This window comes from Arthrobacter sp. FW306-05-C, from assembly GCF_021801725.1.
Classification (GTDB): Bacteria; Actinomycetota; Actinomycetes; order Actinomycetales; family Micrococcaceae; genus Arthrobacter.
This window is the reverse complement of sequence record NZ_CP084556.1, coordinates 3987898-4003022: the sequence shown is the minus strand read 5'-3', so window position 1 is coordinate 4003022 and position 15125 is coordinate 3987898. Positions and strand designations below refer to the sequence as shown.

Annotated in this window: 15 protein-coding genes; 7 read left to right on the top strand and 8 right to left on the bottom strand. The window is 66.4% G+C overall.

Annotated elements, in window-relative coordinates; translation table 11 throughout:
* Window positions 1-78 precede the first annotated feature (78 nt).
* The 6 genes from pabB to LFT44_RS18595 all read right to left on the bottom strand — a co-directional run bounded on the left by pabB (window position 79) and on the right by LFT44_RS18595 (window position 5496).
* Window positions 79-2145 carry an aminodeoxychorismate synthase component I gene (gene pabB, locus LFT44_RS18620; protein WP_236799930.1) on the bottom strand — a complete coding sequence of 689 codons (2067 nt, stop codon included), beginning with the start codon at window positions 2143-2145 and terminating at the stop codon, window positions 79-81.
* 33 nt (window positions 2146-2178) lie between these two features.
* Entirely contained in the window at window positions 2179-2730 is a 552-nt protein-coding gene (locus LFT44_RS18615) for a DUF2231 domain-containing protein (protein ID WP_236799929.1), read from the bottom strand.
* A gap of 78 nt (window positions 2731-2808) precedes the next feature.
* On the bottom strand, window positions 2809-3342 hold the full coding sequence (locus tag LFT44_RS18610; protein WP_236799928.1) for a low molecular weight protein-tyrosine-phosphatase: 534 nt from the start codon (window positions 3340-3342) through the stop codon (window positions 2809-2811).
* 135 nt (window positions 3343-3477) lie between these two features.
* The gene (locus LFT44_RS18605) at window positions 3478-4101 is read right to left on the bottom strand and encodes a LysE family transporter (protein ID WP_236799927.1); all 624 of its coding nucleotides are present in this window, start codon (window positions 4099-4101) and stop codon (window positions 3478-3480) included.
* Between the two features lie 46 nt (window positions 4102-4147).
* On the bottom strand, window positions 4148-4966 hold the full coding sequence (locus tag LFT44_RS18600; RefSeq protein ID WP_236799926.1) for a methyltransferase domain-containing protein: 819 nt from the start codon (window positions 4964-4966) through the stop codon (window positions 4148-4150).
* 29 nt (window positions 4967-4995) lie between these two features.
* Entirely contained in the window at window positions 4996-5496 is a 501-nt protein-coding gene (locus LFT44_RS18595; RefSeq protein WP_236799925.1) for a MarR family winged helix-turn-helix transcriptional regulator, read from the bottom strand.
* A 203-nt stretch (window positions 5497-5699) separates the two neighbouring features.
* Between LFT44_RS18595 and LFT44_RS18590 the strand changes: the two genes are divergently transcribed.
* From LFT44_RS18590 to LFT44_RS18560, 7 genes are all read left to right on the top strand, one after another.
* Window positions 5700-7901, top strand: coding sequence for an MMPL family transporter (locus LFT44_RS18590; protein WP_236799924.1), 2202 nt, complete (start codon window positions 5700-5702; stop codon window positions 7899-7901).
* 168 nt (window positions 7902-8069) lie between these two features.
* A complete protein-coding gene (locus tag LFT44_RS18585; RefSeq protein WP_236799923.1) occupies window positions 8070-8510 on the top strand; it encodes a hypothetical protein in 441 nt (146 codons plus the stop codon).
* A gap of 233 nt (window positions 8511-8743) precedes the next feature.
* On the top strand, window positions 8744-10621 hold the full coding sequence (gene dnaK, locus LFT44_RS18580) for a molecular chaperone DnaK (RefSeq protein WP_236799922.1): 1878 nt from the start codon (window positions 8744-8746) through the stop codon (window positions 10619-10621).
* Between the two features lie 3 nt (window positions 10622-10624).
* Window positions 10625-11332, top strand: coding sequence for a nucleotide exchange factor GrpE (locus LFT44_RS18575; RefSeq protein WP_236799921.1), 708 nt, complete (start codon window positions 10625-10627; stop codon window positions 11330-11332).
* Window positions 11333-11427: 95 nt separating this feature from the next.
* Window positions 11428-12399, top strand: coding sequence for a DnaJ C-terminal domain-containing protein (locus LFT44_RS18570; protein ID WP_236799920.1), 972 nt, complete (start codon window positions 11428-11430; stop codon window positions 12397-12399).
* Between the two features lie 14 nt (window positions 12400-12413).
* Window positions 12414-12839: a heat shock protein transcriptional repressor HspR gene (locus LFT44_RS18565; protein WP_272910812.1), complete on the top strand. Its 426-nt coding sequence runs from the start codon at window positions 12414-12416 to the stop codon at window positions 12837-12839.
* A gap of 182 nt (window positions 12840-13021) precedes the next feature.
* Entirely contained in the window at window positions 13022-13408 is a 387-nt protein-coding gene (locus tag LFT44_RS18560; RefSeq protein WP_236802952.1) for a hypothetical protein, read from the top strand.
* Between the two features lie 123 nt (window positions 13409-13531).
* On the opposite strand, the gene LFT44_RS18555 is transcribed toward LFT44_RS18560, so the two are convergent.
* Both LFT44_RS18555 and hpaH read right to left on the bottom strand, forming a co-directional pair.
* Window positions 13532-14353 (bottom strand): HpcH/HpaI aldolase family protein, encoded by an 822-nt coding sequence (locus LFT44_RS18555; protein ID WP_236799919.1) that lies wholly within the window; start codon window positions 14351-14353, stop codon window positions 13532-13534.
* Window positions 14338-15123, bottom strand: coding sequence for a 2-oxo-hept-4-ene-1,7-dioate hydratase (gene hpaH / locus LFT44_RS18550; protein WP_236799918.1), 786 nt, complete (start codon window positions 15121-15123; stop codon window positions 14338-14340). Before hpaH ends, LFT44_RS18555 begins: the two co-directional genes overlap by 16 nt.
* Window positions 15124-15125 lie beyond the last annotated feature (2 nt).

Here is a 15125-nt window from a genome sequence, read left to right as displayed (position 1 = left end):
GCACCGTCCTCCTAAACGGGCGTCCGCAGTGTGGATGCAGCGTGGTTGCCGATGGCAGGAGCCGGGCCATGCCCGCCGTCAGTCTTCCGGAAAGACTGCGCCCAGCGTGGAGAGGACGCCATAGGCCTTGGTGCGGATCTCCTCGTACTCCTCGTCGGCAACGGAGTCCGAGGTGATGGCGCCCCCGACGCCGAGTGACAGTTCCACAGTCCCGTCCCCTGCCGTGTTGAGCACCAGCGTCCGGATGGCGACGGCGAGATCGGCCGCCCCGTTGAGCGAGAAGTAGCCGATGGCACCGGAATAGAGCCCCCGCGGCCCCGCCTCCAGCCGGTCCAGGATGGCCATGGTGCTGATCTTGGGTGCTCCGGTCATGGAGCCTGCCGGGAAACATGCCGCCACCGCCTCTGCCCGCGGCGCCCCCGGGAGGAGCTGCGCATCGATGGTGCTGACCATCTGGTGGACTGTGGCATAGCTTTCGATCGCGCAAAGCCGGCTGACCGTAACGGATCCCGGTTCTGCGAAGTGGCTGAGGTCGTTGCGCAGCAGGTCCACGATCATGATGTTTTCGGCCCGGTCCTTGAGGGACGTGGCCAGGTCCGTGCGCAGCATGCTGTCCTCCGCCGGGTCGGCAGCCCGGCGCCGGGTGCCCTTGATTGGCTCGGCGCGCATGCCGCCGTCGGAGGCTATCTTCAGGAACCGCTCGGGGGACGTGCTGGCCACGGCCACGTCTCCCAGCCGCAGGTAGCTGGCAAACGGTGCCGGATTCCTGCGGCGCAGCGCCAGGTAGGTGGCCCACGGGTCCAGCGAGCCGGCCGGGGTCCGGGCTTCGAGCGTGGTGGTCAGGCACACCTCGTAGGTGTTTCCCTCGGCGATTTCGTGCTGGGCGGCGGCGATCTTTTCCCGGTACCTGGCGCCGGTGTCCCGGCTTCGGAAGACGGGCGGTGGGGAAGGTACGACGCCGGTGCTGCCGCCGGCGTCCGCGGTTGCGCTTGCGGTGGCTTCCACGGCCGCGCGCGCCCGGGCCAGCCATTCCCCGGCGTCCGGTGCCTCCAGCGCCAGCAGCCAGGCGGCGCCTTCGGCGTGGTCCAAAACCACCGCCCGGCCGGCAAAAATCAAGGCAGCATCCGGGGTGGGCGCGGAAACGTCACTGCCCCCGGTTTCGCGCTTCAGCTCATAGCCCAGGCAGCCCAGCCAGCCCAGGGTGAACTCGCCGGGATACCCGTCCGGGGTGCGCACGGCCCGCCGGCCCCAGACGGTATCCAGCCAGCGGAAGAACGGACCCGGGACCCGTGCCGTGCAGGAGCCGGCGCTGATCCGGCTGACGCCTGAACGGTACGTGACGGACTGTCCAAACGTGCCGCCGTCGTCCGCCATGATGCTGAACCGGCTCCGCTCAGCGGCTGTCCGCCCCGCCGCGCCTGCCGCGCCGGGCGAGCTGCCCGCATTCGAGGAATCCAGCCATACAGCGTTGGCCGCTGCGCCGTACAGCGACTGGAACAGCGCCGGTGCGTCCGGCACGGCATCCAGCCGCTCGGCGCGGAGCCGCAGGCCCCGGCGGGCGGACAACTCGGGCGCGAGGACCGGTGCCAGGGCGGGCAGGTAGGGGAGGAGCTGCAGCAGGTCCGACGGGGCTGATCCGTCAGCGAGGTTCTGGACGCGAAGGTCCGCCTGGCCGGGCACGTCGTCCCGTCCCAGCCATTCTTCTTCCTGGGCAGCCCACCGGTCCCAATACGGCTCAAAGGTTGCGCCGTCCCGGTCCAGCGCCCGGGTCCGGCGGGTGTCGTCCGGTGACTCGGCCCAGATCACCGCGTCGATCATGGGGCGGGCGGCTTCCGCGGCGGCCCCTACGCCCTCCATGATGACGATCTCTGCGGGCAGCGTCACCCGGGCCTCGCCGTCGTAATGGTTCTCCCAGTCCCAGCTGGTCCAGGAGGCTGCCTCGCCGCGGCTCAGCGGCGTGAGGACGGTGGTGACATAGCGTTCGATTCCGGCGGCCAGCCCGTCCCAGCCCGGGTAGATGTCCTCCAGGTGAAACAGTGAGACCTTGTGGTGGGCGCGGAGCCGCGCCGCAAGTTCGACGGCGAGGGTGGTCTTCCCTGCGCCGGAGCGCCCGTCGACGGCGATGATGACGGGGGCTGGGCTCATGGACTAGAGCGTACCGTTTTCCATCGACCCCTTTTATCCATGAGCTTCGCCCTGCCGGGAAGCATGCCGCCCGCTGCTGAGGTGCCCGCCCAGGAACCCGCTCACCAGCAGCAGGACTGCCCCCATCCGCGCCAGCCGTACCCCCGCCCGGTGGTTGCCGCGGGACCGCGCCCGCCAGGAGGCGACGTAGACGGCCGTGGCCGCGGCATTGGCGGCAGCGTGCACAACGCCGACGCGCTTCAGTGGGCGGTCCTTGCCTGACCAGGTTGCCCAGCCGGACAGGGCTGTGGGGACGGCGGCCACAACCCCAAGGGCCACCAGTCGCTGGGAGGAGCGGCGTGAGGCCTCGTCATCGAAAAGGTCCAGGAACACCGCGGACCACCAGGCGCCGAACGGGCCGTCAGTGAGGATGGTGTGCAGGGGAATGCCGGTGGTGTCGCCGCGGACGATGGTGCGGACTTTGCGCTGCGCCATCAGCCGGGCCGCCAGTGGTTCTGCTGCCGTGACGGCAGCGTCCAAACGTTTGGCCTCCTCCAAAGCGCCAAGGAGACGGGTGTACCTGCCAGGGTTGGATGCGGCGTGCATGCAGCACAAAATACTCCTGGCGCTGCCGGATTGCACCGGCTTTCTTCCGCTGGAAGATTTTCCTGCGCTTGGAGGCTCCTAGTGCGGTTGAAGCTGGGTGTTCTGCAGGACGGCGGCCTTGATGTGCTGGACAAGGCCCGGGAGGGCGGCGTGGATCTGATGCCACACGGCGTCGAAATCCGCGTGCCCGCCGTACCAGGGATCCTCGATGCCCTGGTCCAGCAGGTCACGGTCCGCCATGGCGGGATCAAAACTGCGGAGCATCCGGATCTTGTCCAGCGATTCCTGGTCCGGTGCGGCTTCAGTCAGCCACGCGTAGTGGTCAATGTCCAGGGCCAGGATCAGGTCGCGCTCGCGGAACCAGTCCGGCTCCCACTCCCGCGCAACGTGATGCTCCGATGCCAGCTGTGTCGCGGCGAGCCGGCGGGCTGCCCGGGGATCGATGGGCCGGCCGGCCTCGTAACCCGTGGTGCCGGCCGAGTCCACCTCCACCAGTCCGTCGAGGCCCTCGCGTTCCAAGGCTGCCCCGAGCATGAGCTCGGCCATGGGGGACCGGCAGATGTTGCCCGTGCAGACGGTGATGACGCGGTATGCGCTCGACGTTGAGTTCATGGGACTAAGCATGCGCGCTGCCGAACCCTCTTGGCTACCCGGCTGTTCACATTGTTTTACAAGCTTGTAAAGATGCATTACTTGGCCCGAAATGGGTACGGGCCATCCCCGTGGCGGGAGTGGAAAAGGCCCCTGTCAGTGGATCAGTGCCAGCAGGATTCCCACGCCGACGAACAGGACGCCGAAGACCCTGCTGAGCACCAGTTGGCCCTGCTCGGTGCTGGTAAACCGCTGGAACGAACGCGCGGCTGCTGCGAAAAAGAACCACATCACCAGGATGTCGATGGCCACGATGGTGGCTGTCAGAATGGCGTACTGGGTGAACAGGGGCTGATCCGGCCGGATGAACTGCGGCGTGAACGCAAGGAAAAAGACGATCGCCTTGGGGTTCAACAGGTTGACCCAAAAGCCCCGCCGGAAGATGGACCAGGTGGGCTCGTTGCGGAGGACCGCCGCCTGCTCCTGCGCGGCCGCGGGCTTGCTGAGGAACTGGCGGATGCCCAGGTACACCAGGTAGGCGGCCCCGGCATAGCGGATCACATTGAAGGCGATGGGGGAGCTCGCCACCAGCACCCCAACGCCCAGGGCCACGATCAGGACGTGCACTATGAGGGCCGCCTGCTGGCCCAGGATTCCCCATATGGAGCGGCGGAAGCCGGCGTTGAGCGAGTTGCTCATGGTGTTGATGGCCCCGGCCCCCGGGGTGAAGCTGATCAGGACGCCGGCACCCGCCAGGGCCAGCCACAGGGAAAATTGCACTAAACAATATTACGTGGGGTGCGGGTGTCCACGGCGAGCGGCGGAACTACGCCCGGGCGATGACCTCGCCGTTGGGGATCAGGAACCAGCCGTCGTCCGTGGAGCCCCAGCGGTGCCAGCCGGCCGAGATCCGCGCCAGGTCCGCGGGCTCGGCGTACCCGTACTCCAGCGCCTGCTCGGCGAAGGCTGAATGCAGTACCCGCTCACCCCAGACGCGTGCCTGCCAGCGGCGCTGCTGTGCGGTCGCGTAAAGCCAGTTGCTGCTGGTGGGGGCGACATCGGTGAAGCCCGCGGACTGGGCCCAGCTGACCAGCCGCCGCCCGGCGTCGGGCTCTGCTCCGTTGCGGCGCGCGATCCGCTGGTACAGGTCCATCCACTCGTCCAGCTCAGGGATTTCGGGGTACCAGCTCATGCCGTGGAAGTCGGCGTCCCGTACCGCCACGATGCCGCCCGGCTTAGCCACGCGCCGCATCTCCCGCAGGGCCTCCACGGGATCGGTCAGGTGCTGGAGTACCTGGTGGGCATGGACGACGTCGAAGCTTTCGTCGGGAAAGTCGAGGTCATAGATGTTGCCCGCCACGAAGTCCACATTGGGCACTTCCCGTTCGACGGCGAGCGCCTGAGCATGGGCGACGATGTCCGGTGAACGGTCCAACCCGGTGACCTTTCCGGGGTTGACCAGGGCGGCGAAGTCGCAGGTGATGGTGCCCGGTCCGCAGCCGACGTCCAGCAGGGTCGACCCGGGCGTGAGGTAGGGGAGGACGAAGGCCGCGGAATTTTCGGCGGTCCTGGCGGCATGGGCGCGGACCACCGATTCGTGGTGGCCGTGCGTGTAAACGTCGTCTTCGGGCTGCTGCGCACTCATGATCAAACGCTACCCCTCCATCGGTCCTGCTATTCGGATTCCGTCCTTGCCGCCACGGTTGCGTCAATCATTGCCGTCATGAAGCGCGTGACAGTGTCCAGCTCCTCCTCCGAGAAGCCGGCGATGGCGCTGCCCATGTGCTGCGCCAGCGGAGCGAAGATGGCACCCCCCTCCCGGAATGCCTTCGGTGTCATCTTGAGCTGGACCTGACGCCGGTCCGTGCTGTGGCGTTCCCGGACCACATGGCCGGATTGGTCCAGCCGGTCGATCAGTGCGGTAGTGGCGGGTGAACTCAGGTTCAGTTCCTTCCGCAGCAGGCCGGGCGTCACCACGTTGCCCCTGGCGGTATGGCGCATGATCACGGCGAGGGCGTTCATGTCCGTGCGGTGCATGTCCTTGCGGTCCCCGGCGGCATCCACGTAGCGGTTCGCCTCGATGGTGAACTCCTGCAGGATCCGCAGCAGCGGGTGCCCGAACTCCGGGCCTGCCTGCTCAAAAGGGGAAGCATCCGGAGCCTTGTTCTCCGCCATCTCCACCTCCCAGCTTTCATTCCTGCGCCGAGTTTTGCCCAGGCGTCCTGACGGATATTACTCCAGGCCCCATGGAGCCACCTGCACCCGCCGGGCAATAGTTCCGGCGAAACGAAAAAAGCTTGACTGGCACTTATCTCTGTCATGGAGATAATCTATGATGGAACAAATACTACTCCTCCTGCTCACCCCCGGAAGGCATCATGAAACGCACAAAAGTTGGCAGGGAACGTGTCCCGTTCTGGCTGCGCTGGCTGGTCCCGGTTGTCCTGGTGCTGACCTGGCTGGGCCTCGCGGGCGTGGGCGGCCCAACCTTCGGCCGCCTGGAGGAGGTTTCGTCCAACGACCAGGCCTCCTTCCTGCCCGCCAGCGCCGAGGCCACGGAGGCCCAGGATTGGCAGGCGAAGTTCCGTGACTCCGACGAAGTCCCCGGCATCATCGTCATCGAGAAGAGCGAGGCATTCACGCCCCCGCAGCTGGGCGAACTTGCCACCCTGAAGGCCGACCTTGAGAACCTCAAGCTGGGCAGCACCGTCATCGGCCCAATTCCCTCCAAGGACGCCAAGGCTGTGCAGTTCGTTGTGCCCATCGGATCGTCGGCCGAGCTCAAGGACGCCGTCAAGGAACTCCGCGACACGGTCAAGGAGGCAGCGCCCGAAGGTGCCCAGACCTTCGTGACCGGTCCGGCCGGACTTGCGGCGGACCTTACCGCTGCGTTCGGCGGAATCGACGGCATCCTGCTGCTCGTGGCCCTGTCCGCCGTGTTCGTGATCCTCCTGATCGTCTATCGGTCCCTGCTGCTGCCCATCATGGTGCTGCTGACCTCGGTGTTCGCCCTGTGCGCTGCCATCCTGCTGGTGTTCGGCATGGCCAAGGCCGGCTGGATCCAGCTCAACGGCCAAAGCCAGGGCATCCTCTCCATCCTGGTGATCGGCGCGGCCACGGACTACGCCCTGCTCTTCGTAGCCCGCTTCCGCGAGGCCCTCACCCACACCACCAACCGCACCGCCGCCGTCCTGACCGCCTGGAAAGCGTCCTTCGAGCCGATCGTGGCCTCCGGCGCCACCGTGATCATCGCGCTGCTGTGCCTCCTCTTTTCCGACCTGAACTCCAACAAGGCACTGGGGCCGGTTGCCGCGGCAGGCATCCTGTGCGCCCTGTTCGCCGCGCTGACCCTGCTGCCCGCCCTGATGGCTCTGCTTGGCAGGGCCGCGTACTGGCCCTTCCGTCCCAAGCTCCTGCCGGCAGACCAGCGCGAGCCTGAGCTGGTCACCGGGCTCGAAGGCCAGAAGGGCCTGTGGCGCGCCACCGGTTCGCTGGTGTCGCGCCGCCCCAGGACAGTATGGGTGGCCTCAGTCCTCCTGCTGCTGGTCGCCGCAGGCGGCCTGTTCCAGCTGAAAGCCAACGGCGTGCCGCAGACGGATGTCATCCTCACCGCCTCCAATGCCGTCGACGGCCAGGACGCACTGGCCCGGCACTTCGACGCCGGCAGCGGCAGCCCCGCCGTCGTGGTGGCCGACCAGGACAAGGCAGCAGAGGTGCTGGCCAAGGTGAAAGCGGACGACGGCGTGGGCGAGGCGTACCTGCTCGGCCCGGGCAGTGTGCCCATCACCGGAGCCCCCGGCACTCCCAGCGCCCCGGACGTACGGGACGGAAAGGTGCTGATCAATGCCACGCTGAACAATGCCGCGGACTCGCTGGAGGCGGAGGAAACCATCAAGGCCCTCCGCACCGAGGTGAAGGCCGTTGATCCCGGCGCCCTGGTTGGCGGCGTAACCGCAACGGCGCTGGACACCAACACCACTGCCCAGCACGACCTGGTGGTCATCATCCCCGTGGTGCTGGTGGTGATCCTCTTTATCCTGATGCTGCTGCTGCGCTCCGTCGTGGCCCCGGTCCTGCTGGTGCTCTCCGTGGTGCTGTCCTACGCAGCCGCGCTGGGAGTCTCGGCCTTCGTGTTCAACAACCTCTTCGGCTTCCCCGGCGCCGACGCAACCGTTCCGTTGTTCGGTTTCGTGTTCCTGGTGGCCCTGGGCGTGGACTACAACATCTTCCTGATGAGCCGGGTCCGGGAGGAATCGCTCAAGCATGGCACCCGCCCCGGCATCCTCCGCGGCCTCGGCGTGACCGGCGGCGTGATCACCTCCGCAGGCGTGGTGCTGGCCGCCACCTTTGCGGCATTGGGTGTCATTCCGATCATGTTCCTGGTGCAGCTGGCCTTCATCGTGGCCTTCGGCGTCCTGCTGGACACCGTGCTGGTGCGCTCGCTGCTGGTCCCGGCCCTGGCCTACGACATCGGCCCTCGAATCTGGTGGCCCAGCAAGCTGGGGCGGACCGACGGCGGAAACGCCGTGCAGCCGCGGGAGCCCGGCGTCGAGCCCCTGGAAGAGGTTCCCACCCGCTAGTCCCTGCCTTTCCCGCCCTAACCCTGTTGCCGCCACCATTCCACGGTGGCGGCAACAGCCGTTTCCAGTGGGCGATGCGGGCCGCCGGAACCCTGTTGGTGCGCCCGCCCCGTCGGTAGACTGCCAATGCGCCCGCACGGACGCGGAGCCTCGAAGGAGAGATGCACCATGACTGAGAACCCGGAATTTGCAGCCGAGGAACCCCGCAGCGGCAGCAGCGCACCTGGACTGGAAGGGGAAGGTGGGCAGTACGTGGATGGCGATTACGGCGACGCCGGAGCCGTGGACAGGCCGGCGGAGGGCGCGGGTGAGGGCCAGTACCTGGAGGGCGATTACGGGGACGCCGGGCCTGCCGGCACCCGCGCGGAAAATGCGGGGGAAGACGGGCAATACGAAGACGGCGACTATGGCGACGCGGGTGCCCTCAATGAGCCGGAGCGGGGTACGCCGGAGGGCGAGTATGAGGAAGGCAATTACGGTGATGCCGGGACGGCCGGTGATGCCCGCACCGAGAAAGTCATCCGAGAAGGGCTGACCGGCGGCGGCCAGATGCAGGCGACAACGGAGGAACGCGGACCCCTCCACGGAGACCGCGGCACGGAGCGCTAAGCAGCCCGGCGGCGCCGTTCTCGCAGAGCGAACTGCCCTGCCGCCGTCGTACATCTTTCTTTGGATGCCGGAAACACAAGGAATTTTGCCGCCTTAAGCCTGGACACATTTCAAAGTTGAGCGGGGTCCGCTCAACTTTGGATTGACATCGGTGGCGCCCTGAGTAGAGTTGAGTGCAGAACGCTCAACGCTTAGGGCGCCAACCAGTTTCCAAGGAAAGAAGGAAGCAACACATGTCACGTGCAGTAGGTATCGACCTCGGAACCACCAACTCCGTCGTCTCCGTTCTCGAAGGTGGCGAGCCCACCGTTATTGCCAACGCCGAGGGTGGCCGCACCACGCCGTCGGTCGTTGCATTCTCCAAGTCCGGCGAGGTCCTGGTTGGCGAGATCGCCAAGCGCCAGGCCGTCAACAACATCGAGCGCACCATCGCTTCGGTCAAGCGCCACATGGGCACCGACTGGACCGTGGCCATCGACGACAAGAAGTACACCCCGCAGGAAATCTCCGCGCGTATCCTCATGAAGCTGAAGAACGACGCCGAGTCCTACCTGGGTGAAAAGGTCACCGACGCCGTCATCACCGTTCCGGCCTACTTCAACGACGCCGAGCGCCAGGCCACCAAGGAAGCCGGCGAAATCGCCGGCCTGAACGTCCTGCGCATCGTCAACGAGCCCACCGCCGCAGCACTCGCCTACGGCCTGGACAAAGGCAAGGAAGACGAACTCATCCTGGTCTTCGACCTCGGTGGCGGTACCTTCGACGTCTCCCTGCTGGAAGTCGGCAAGGACGAAGACAACTTCTCCACCATCCAGGTTCGTGCCACCGCCGGTGACAACCGACTGGGCGGCGACGACTGGGACCAGCGCGTCGTTGATTACCTGCTGAACCAGCTCAAGGTCAAGGGCATCGACCTCTCCAAGGACAAGATCGCCCTGCAGCGCCTCCGCGAAGCCGCCGAGCAGGCCAAGAAGGAACTGTCCTCATCGTCCAGCACCAACGTCTCGCTCCAGTACCTCTCCGTCACCCCCGACGGCCCGGTCCACCTGGATGAGCAGCTGACCCGCGCCAAGTTCCAGGACCTCACCAAGGACCTGCTCGAGCGCACCAAGAAGCCGTTCCACGACGTCATCAAGGAAGCCGGCATCAAGCTCTCCGACATCAACCACATCGTGCTGGTCGGTGGCTCAACCCGTATGCCCGCCGTCTCCGAGCTGGTGAAGGAACTGGCCGGCGGCAAGGAGCCCAACAAGGGCGTCAACCCGGACGAGGTCGTGGCAGTCGGTGCAGCCCTGCAGGCAGGTGTGCTGAAGGGTGAGCGCAAGGACGTCCTCCTGATCGACGTCACCCCGCTGTCCCTCGGCATCGAAACCAAGGGCGGCGTGATGACGCACCTGATCGAGCGCAACACCGCCATCCCCACCAAGCGGTCGGAGACCTTCACCACCGCCGACGATAACCAGCCGTCCGTGGCCATCCAGGTCTTCCAGGGCGAGCGTGAATTCACCCGCGACAACAAGCCGCTGGGCACCTTCGAGCTGACCGGCATCGCCCCGGCACCGCGTGGTGTTCCGCAGGTTGAGGTCACCTTCGACATCGACGCCAACGGCATCGTCCACGTCTCCGCGAAGGACAAGGGCACCGGCAAGGAACAGTCCATGACCATCACCGGTGGCTCCAGCCTTTCCAAGGAAGACATCGAGCGCATGGTCCGTGACGCCGAGGAGCACGCAGCCGAGGACAAGGCCCGCCGCGAGGCAACCGACACCCGCAACACCGCCGAGCAGCTGGCCTACTCCGTGGACAAGCTGATCGCCGACAACGCGGACAAGCTGCCCGAAGAGGTCAAGACCGAGGTCCAGGGCGACGTTGACAGCCTCAAGAAGGCCCTCGAAGGCACCGACGACGCCGCTGTGAAGTCTGCGTTCGAGAAGCTTCAGGCTTCCCAGACCAAGCTCGGCGAAGCGATCTACGCCCAGGCCGGTTCCCCGGACGGCGCAGGGGCTGCAGGCGCTGCAGGTGCCGAAGGTGCCGCCGGAGCTTCGGCAGGTTCCTCCGACGAGGACATCGTCGACGCCGAGATCATCGACGAAGACGAAGCGAAGAAGTAACCCATGCCGCACCACGGTAACGAGGAAGAGCACAACGCATCCGCCGGCCAGGAGCGCGGTCAGAACGGCGAACCGATCATCCGGGACAACCGCAAGGTTGACCCGGTGACCGGGCAGGCCCGGCACCCCGAGGGCAGTCACGCTGAAGGCGGAAACACTGCCCCCGGGGCCGGTTCCCAGGCCGGAGCAGATTCCGACGGCGACGCACTGGCCCAGGCCGAGGAGATTCTCAACGGCGTGGACGTGCCGGCCGAGGAATCCGTGGCCCAGGGGGCACCGGCAGGATCAACCGGCAACGCCGAGGCAGCCGAACTGCGCAACGACCTGCTCCGCCTCCAGGCTGAGTACGTCAACTACCGCAAGCGCGTTGAACGCGACCGCGCCGTGGCAGGGGAAATGGCCGTCATCGGCGTCCTGAACTCCCTGCTCCCGGTCCTGGACGACGTCGACGCCGCCCGTCAGCACGGCGACCTCACCGACGGACCCTTCGCCGCGATCGCCAACAAACTGGAGAACGCGCTGAAGACGTACGGCCTGGTCCGCATCAACGAGACCGGCGTGGAGTTCGATCCCACGATCCACGAGGCCCTGATCCAGCAGCCCGGCGAGGACATCGAGGTTGACACCGTCAGCCAGGTGCTCCGCTCAGGCTACAAATCAGGAGACCGCGTCCTCCGCGCAGCCCAGGTCATCGTCGCTGTACCTGCGTAGCATTACTCCAACGAGATGGCAGTTCGCAGCAATGATTCGTAAGAACACTGATGTGAACTGCCATCTCGGCACGTACTTTTTGAAAGGAAACGCCATTGGCTAGCCAGGATTGGGTGGACAAGGACTTTTACAAGATCCTTGGTGTTGCCAAGGACGCTTCCGACGCCGACATCAAGAAGGCCTACCGGAAGCTTGCGCGCCAGCACCACCCTGATACGAATGCGGGGAACGCTGCTTCCGAGAAGAAGTTCAAGGACATCTCCGAGGCTTATTCGGTGCTTTCGGATCCCGATGAGCGCCAGCAGTATGACGCCATCCGGGCCATGGGCAGCGGGGCGCGGTTTGCTCCCGGCGGTGCCGCCGGTGGCAACGGCGGGTTCGAGGACATGTTCGGCGGCCTGTTCACCGGCAACACCGGACGCCATGCGGGCGGGTTCAATCCTTCCGCCGGTGGCATCCCTCCCGAGTTCGCGGATCTTTTTGGCGGCTTCGGCGGTGCCCCCGGGTTCCAGCGCACGCCGCAGAAGGGCGCTGACCGGACCGCTTCCACCAGCATTTCCTTTGCCGGTTCCATCCGCGGCACCACTATCGGCCTGCGCGAGCCCAGCGGCGAAGTCATCGATGTCCGCGTTCCTGCCGGCATCAAGGACGGCCAGAAGGTCCGCGTGCGCGGCAAGGGCCAGCCGGGTGCTGCCGGCAACGGCGACCTGGTGGTGTCCGTCTCCGTCCAGCCCCACGCTTTTTACACGCGCGACGGCGACAACCTCCGCATCCACGTCCCGGTCACCTTCCCGGAGGCTGCCCTGGGCGCCGACATCGAAGTGCCTACCATCGACGGCGACAAGGTGAAGGTCCGCGTCCCGGCGGGCACGCCGTCGGGACGCACCCTGCGGGTGAAGGGCAAAGGCGTGAAGACCTCCAAGGGCACCGGCGACCTTCTGGTGACCATCGACGTCGCAGTTCCCAAGAATCTCAACAAGGACGCCGAAGCTGCGGTCAAGGCGTTCGCCGAGGCAACGTCGTCGGCGGACGTCCGCGAGGGCCTGGCAGCCAAGGCCCGGCTTTAGGGCGGAGGTGAGCCGTGGACATCAGTGCTGACCAGCCGATCTTCGTGATCTCCGTGGCGGCCGAGCTGGCGGACATGCATCCGCAGACCCTGCGGCAGTACGACCGGCTGGGCATCGTCAAGCCCAGCCGCGCCCCCGGGAAATCGCGGCGCTATTCGCAGCGTGACGTGAACATGCTGCGGGAAGTGCAGCGGCTGTCCCAGGAAGGCGTATCGCTCGAGGGCATCAAGCGCATCCTGGAACTCGAAAACCAGGTCGCGGCCCTCCAGAGCCGCATCACCGAGCTCACCGAGGAACTGGGCCGCCGGCCCCGTGCGGTGGACTCGCGGATCTTTGCTGCCGGCGCAGCCGGTGACGTGGTGAGCCTGGCACGCGGACAGCGGCCCCGGCCCAGGTCGCAGGCTGTCATGCTGTGGCGGCCCCGGGCCATTGGGCAGTAAGTACTGCATCCCGCTGCCTGCCGAAAATAGAGTACCTACTACTCGTGACCGGACAGCCCCCTGAAACTTGAATGGAACCATCGCCGGATCAGCGGCGGTGGTTCCACAAGTTCTGGGGGTTTTTCCGTGTTTAGAGTTCTCAGCAAAGGTCTCATCCGCAAGGCCCGGCCATGAGTCCGGGAATGGAATCGGTGGCCGCGTTCAGCCACTCCCTGCCTGGGCAGATCCTGCTGGCCATCGGGCAGACTGTCGTGGTGGTCTGCGTCTGCTTCGACATGGTCCGCGAGCTTTCCGTCCCGAGGTCGCACCGGCGCTACGTGGCCAGCACGGTGTTCCGGACCCTGGCCATCCCGTCCATCATGGCCAATGCCATGACCGTCTTCATCGCCTTGGTGGTTTCCTCCTGGATAAATGTGGTGATGGGCATGTTCGTGCTGGTGGCTATCGTCTTCCGGTTCCACCACAACCAGGACGAGGACAACTGGTGGAAGGGCAAGGGCAAGAAACTGGCACGCTGGGCCCGCCGCCAGTTCGCCGGCCGGACGTCAGCCGCCCCGGCCATGGGCTAGCAACGAAGGCCCCTGTGCCACACTGGCCCACTTTTCGGAGATAACCCACGACGGGAGCCCGGGTTTCCGGGTTTCCCGCGTCGAAAACTGGGCCAGTCCGGCAGCGGGCTCAACCACGGGGGCTTAGTAGCTGGGCCGGGTTTCGCCGTCGGTTGGCTTTACGAACTTCGCCGCGAGGGCCTCGGAGCCGCGGGCCAGGAGGGCGACGTCGGCGCCCACCAGGATGAAATCGGCGCCGTGGTCGAGATAATGCTGCGCGGTGTCCGGGTTGAAGGCGTTAACGCCGGCAGGTTTCCCGGCCGTTTTGGCGGCGGCGAGGCAGTGTTCGACGGCGGCGCGCACGTCGGGGTGTTCCTGCTGTCCCAGCAGTCCCATGGAGGCCGCGAGGTCTGACGGGCCGACGAAGACGGCGTCCACGCCGTCGACCTTGAGGATGTCCTCCACTGACTCGACGGCGGCCGTGGATTCGATCTGGACGGTGACGCTGATGGTCTCGTTGGCCTTGGCCAGGTAGTCCGGAACCCGGTTCCACCGTGCGGCGCGGGCAAGAGCGGAGCCCACGCCCCGGACGCCCTGCGGCGGGTATCGGGTGGCGGCCACGGCGGCCTCGGCCTCGGCGACCGAGTTGACCATGGGGATCAGCAGGTTCTGCACGCCCAGGTCCAGGTACTGCTTGATCACCACGGTGTCGTTGACCGGCGGCCGGACCAGGGTATGCACAGGGTAGCCGTGGATGGCCTGGAGCTGGGCGAGGATGGATTCGAGTCCGTTGGGGCTGTGTTCGGCATCGATCAGCAGCCAGTCCAGTCCGGATCCGGCGCAGAGTTCGGCGATGAGCGGGCTGCCGGAGCAGACCCACATGCCGGCCAGCGGCCGGCCTGCCTTACCCTTGTGCTTTTCCGCAGCCAGCGCGGACCGGAAGGTGTCCTCTATTCGAAACGGCATGTCACGCTCCCCAGCGGTCCGTAGTCGGCATGCACGGTATCACCCTTGTACACCCACAGGGGACGGGTGAAGGAACCGGCCAGGATGATGTCCCCGGCCTTCAACGCGTCACCGTGGGCGGCGATCTTGTTGGCCAGCCAATGGACCCCGTTGGCGGGGTGGTCCAGGACTCCGGCGGCAACCCCGGTCTCCTCCACGGTCTGGTTCTTGTAGAGGATGGCGGAGACCCAGCGCAGGTCCACGGCGTCCGGCTTCACCGGGTTGCCGCCGATCACCATGGCGCCCATGGCCGCGTTGTCCGAGATGGTGTCCACGATGGTCCGGCCCTCCATTTCGATCCGGGAGTCCAGGATCTCGAGGGCCGGAACCACGTAGTCGGTGGCCTTCAGGACATCGAAAATGGTCACGCCCGGGCCCTTGAGCCCGTCCTTCAACACGAACGCCAGCTCCACCTCCACCCGCGGGTGCGTGTACTGGTCCCACTCCACGGAGCAGCCGGTTTCCAGCACCATGTCATCGAAGATGGCGCCGTAGTCAGGTTCCGTGATGCCGGTGGCGGCCTGCATGGCCCTGGACGTGAGGCCGATCTTGCGCCCCACCAGGGTCCTGCCGGCGTCCTCGTTCCGGCGCCGCCACAGCTGCTGCACCGCGTAGGAGTCCTCCACCGTCATGCCAGGGTAGCGGGCGGTCAGGCGGGGAACAGGGGTGCGGGTCCGGCCGGCTTCCACCAGTTCGTCCGCGATGGCCTCAATCGTCGTCGGCTCAAGCATGG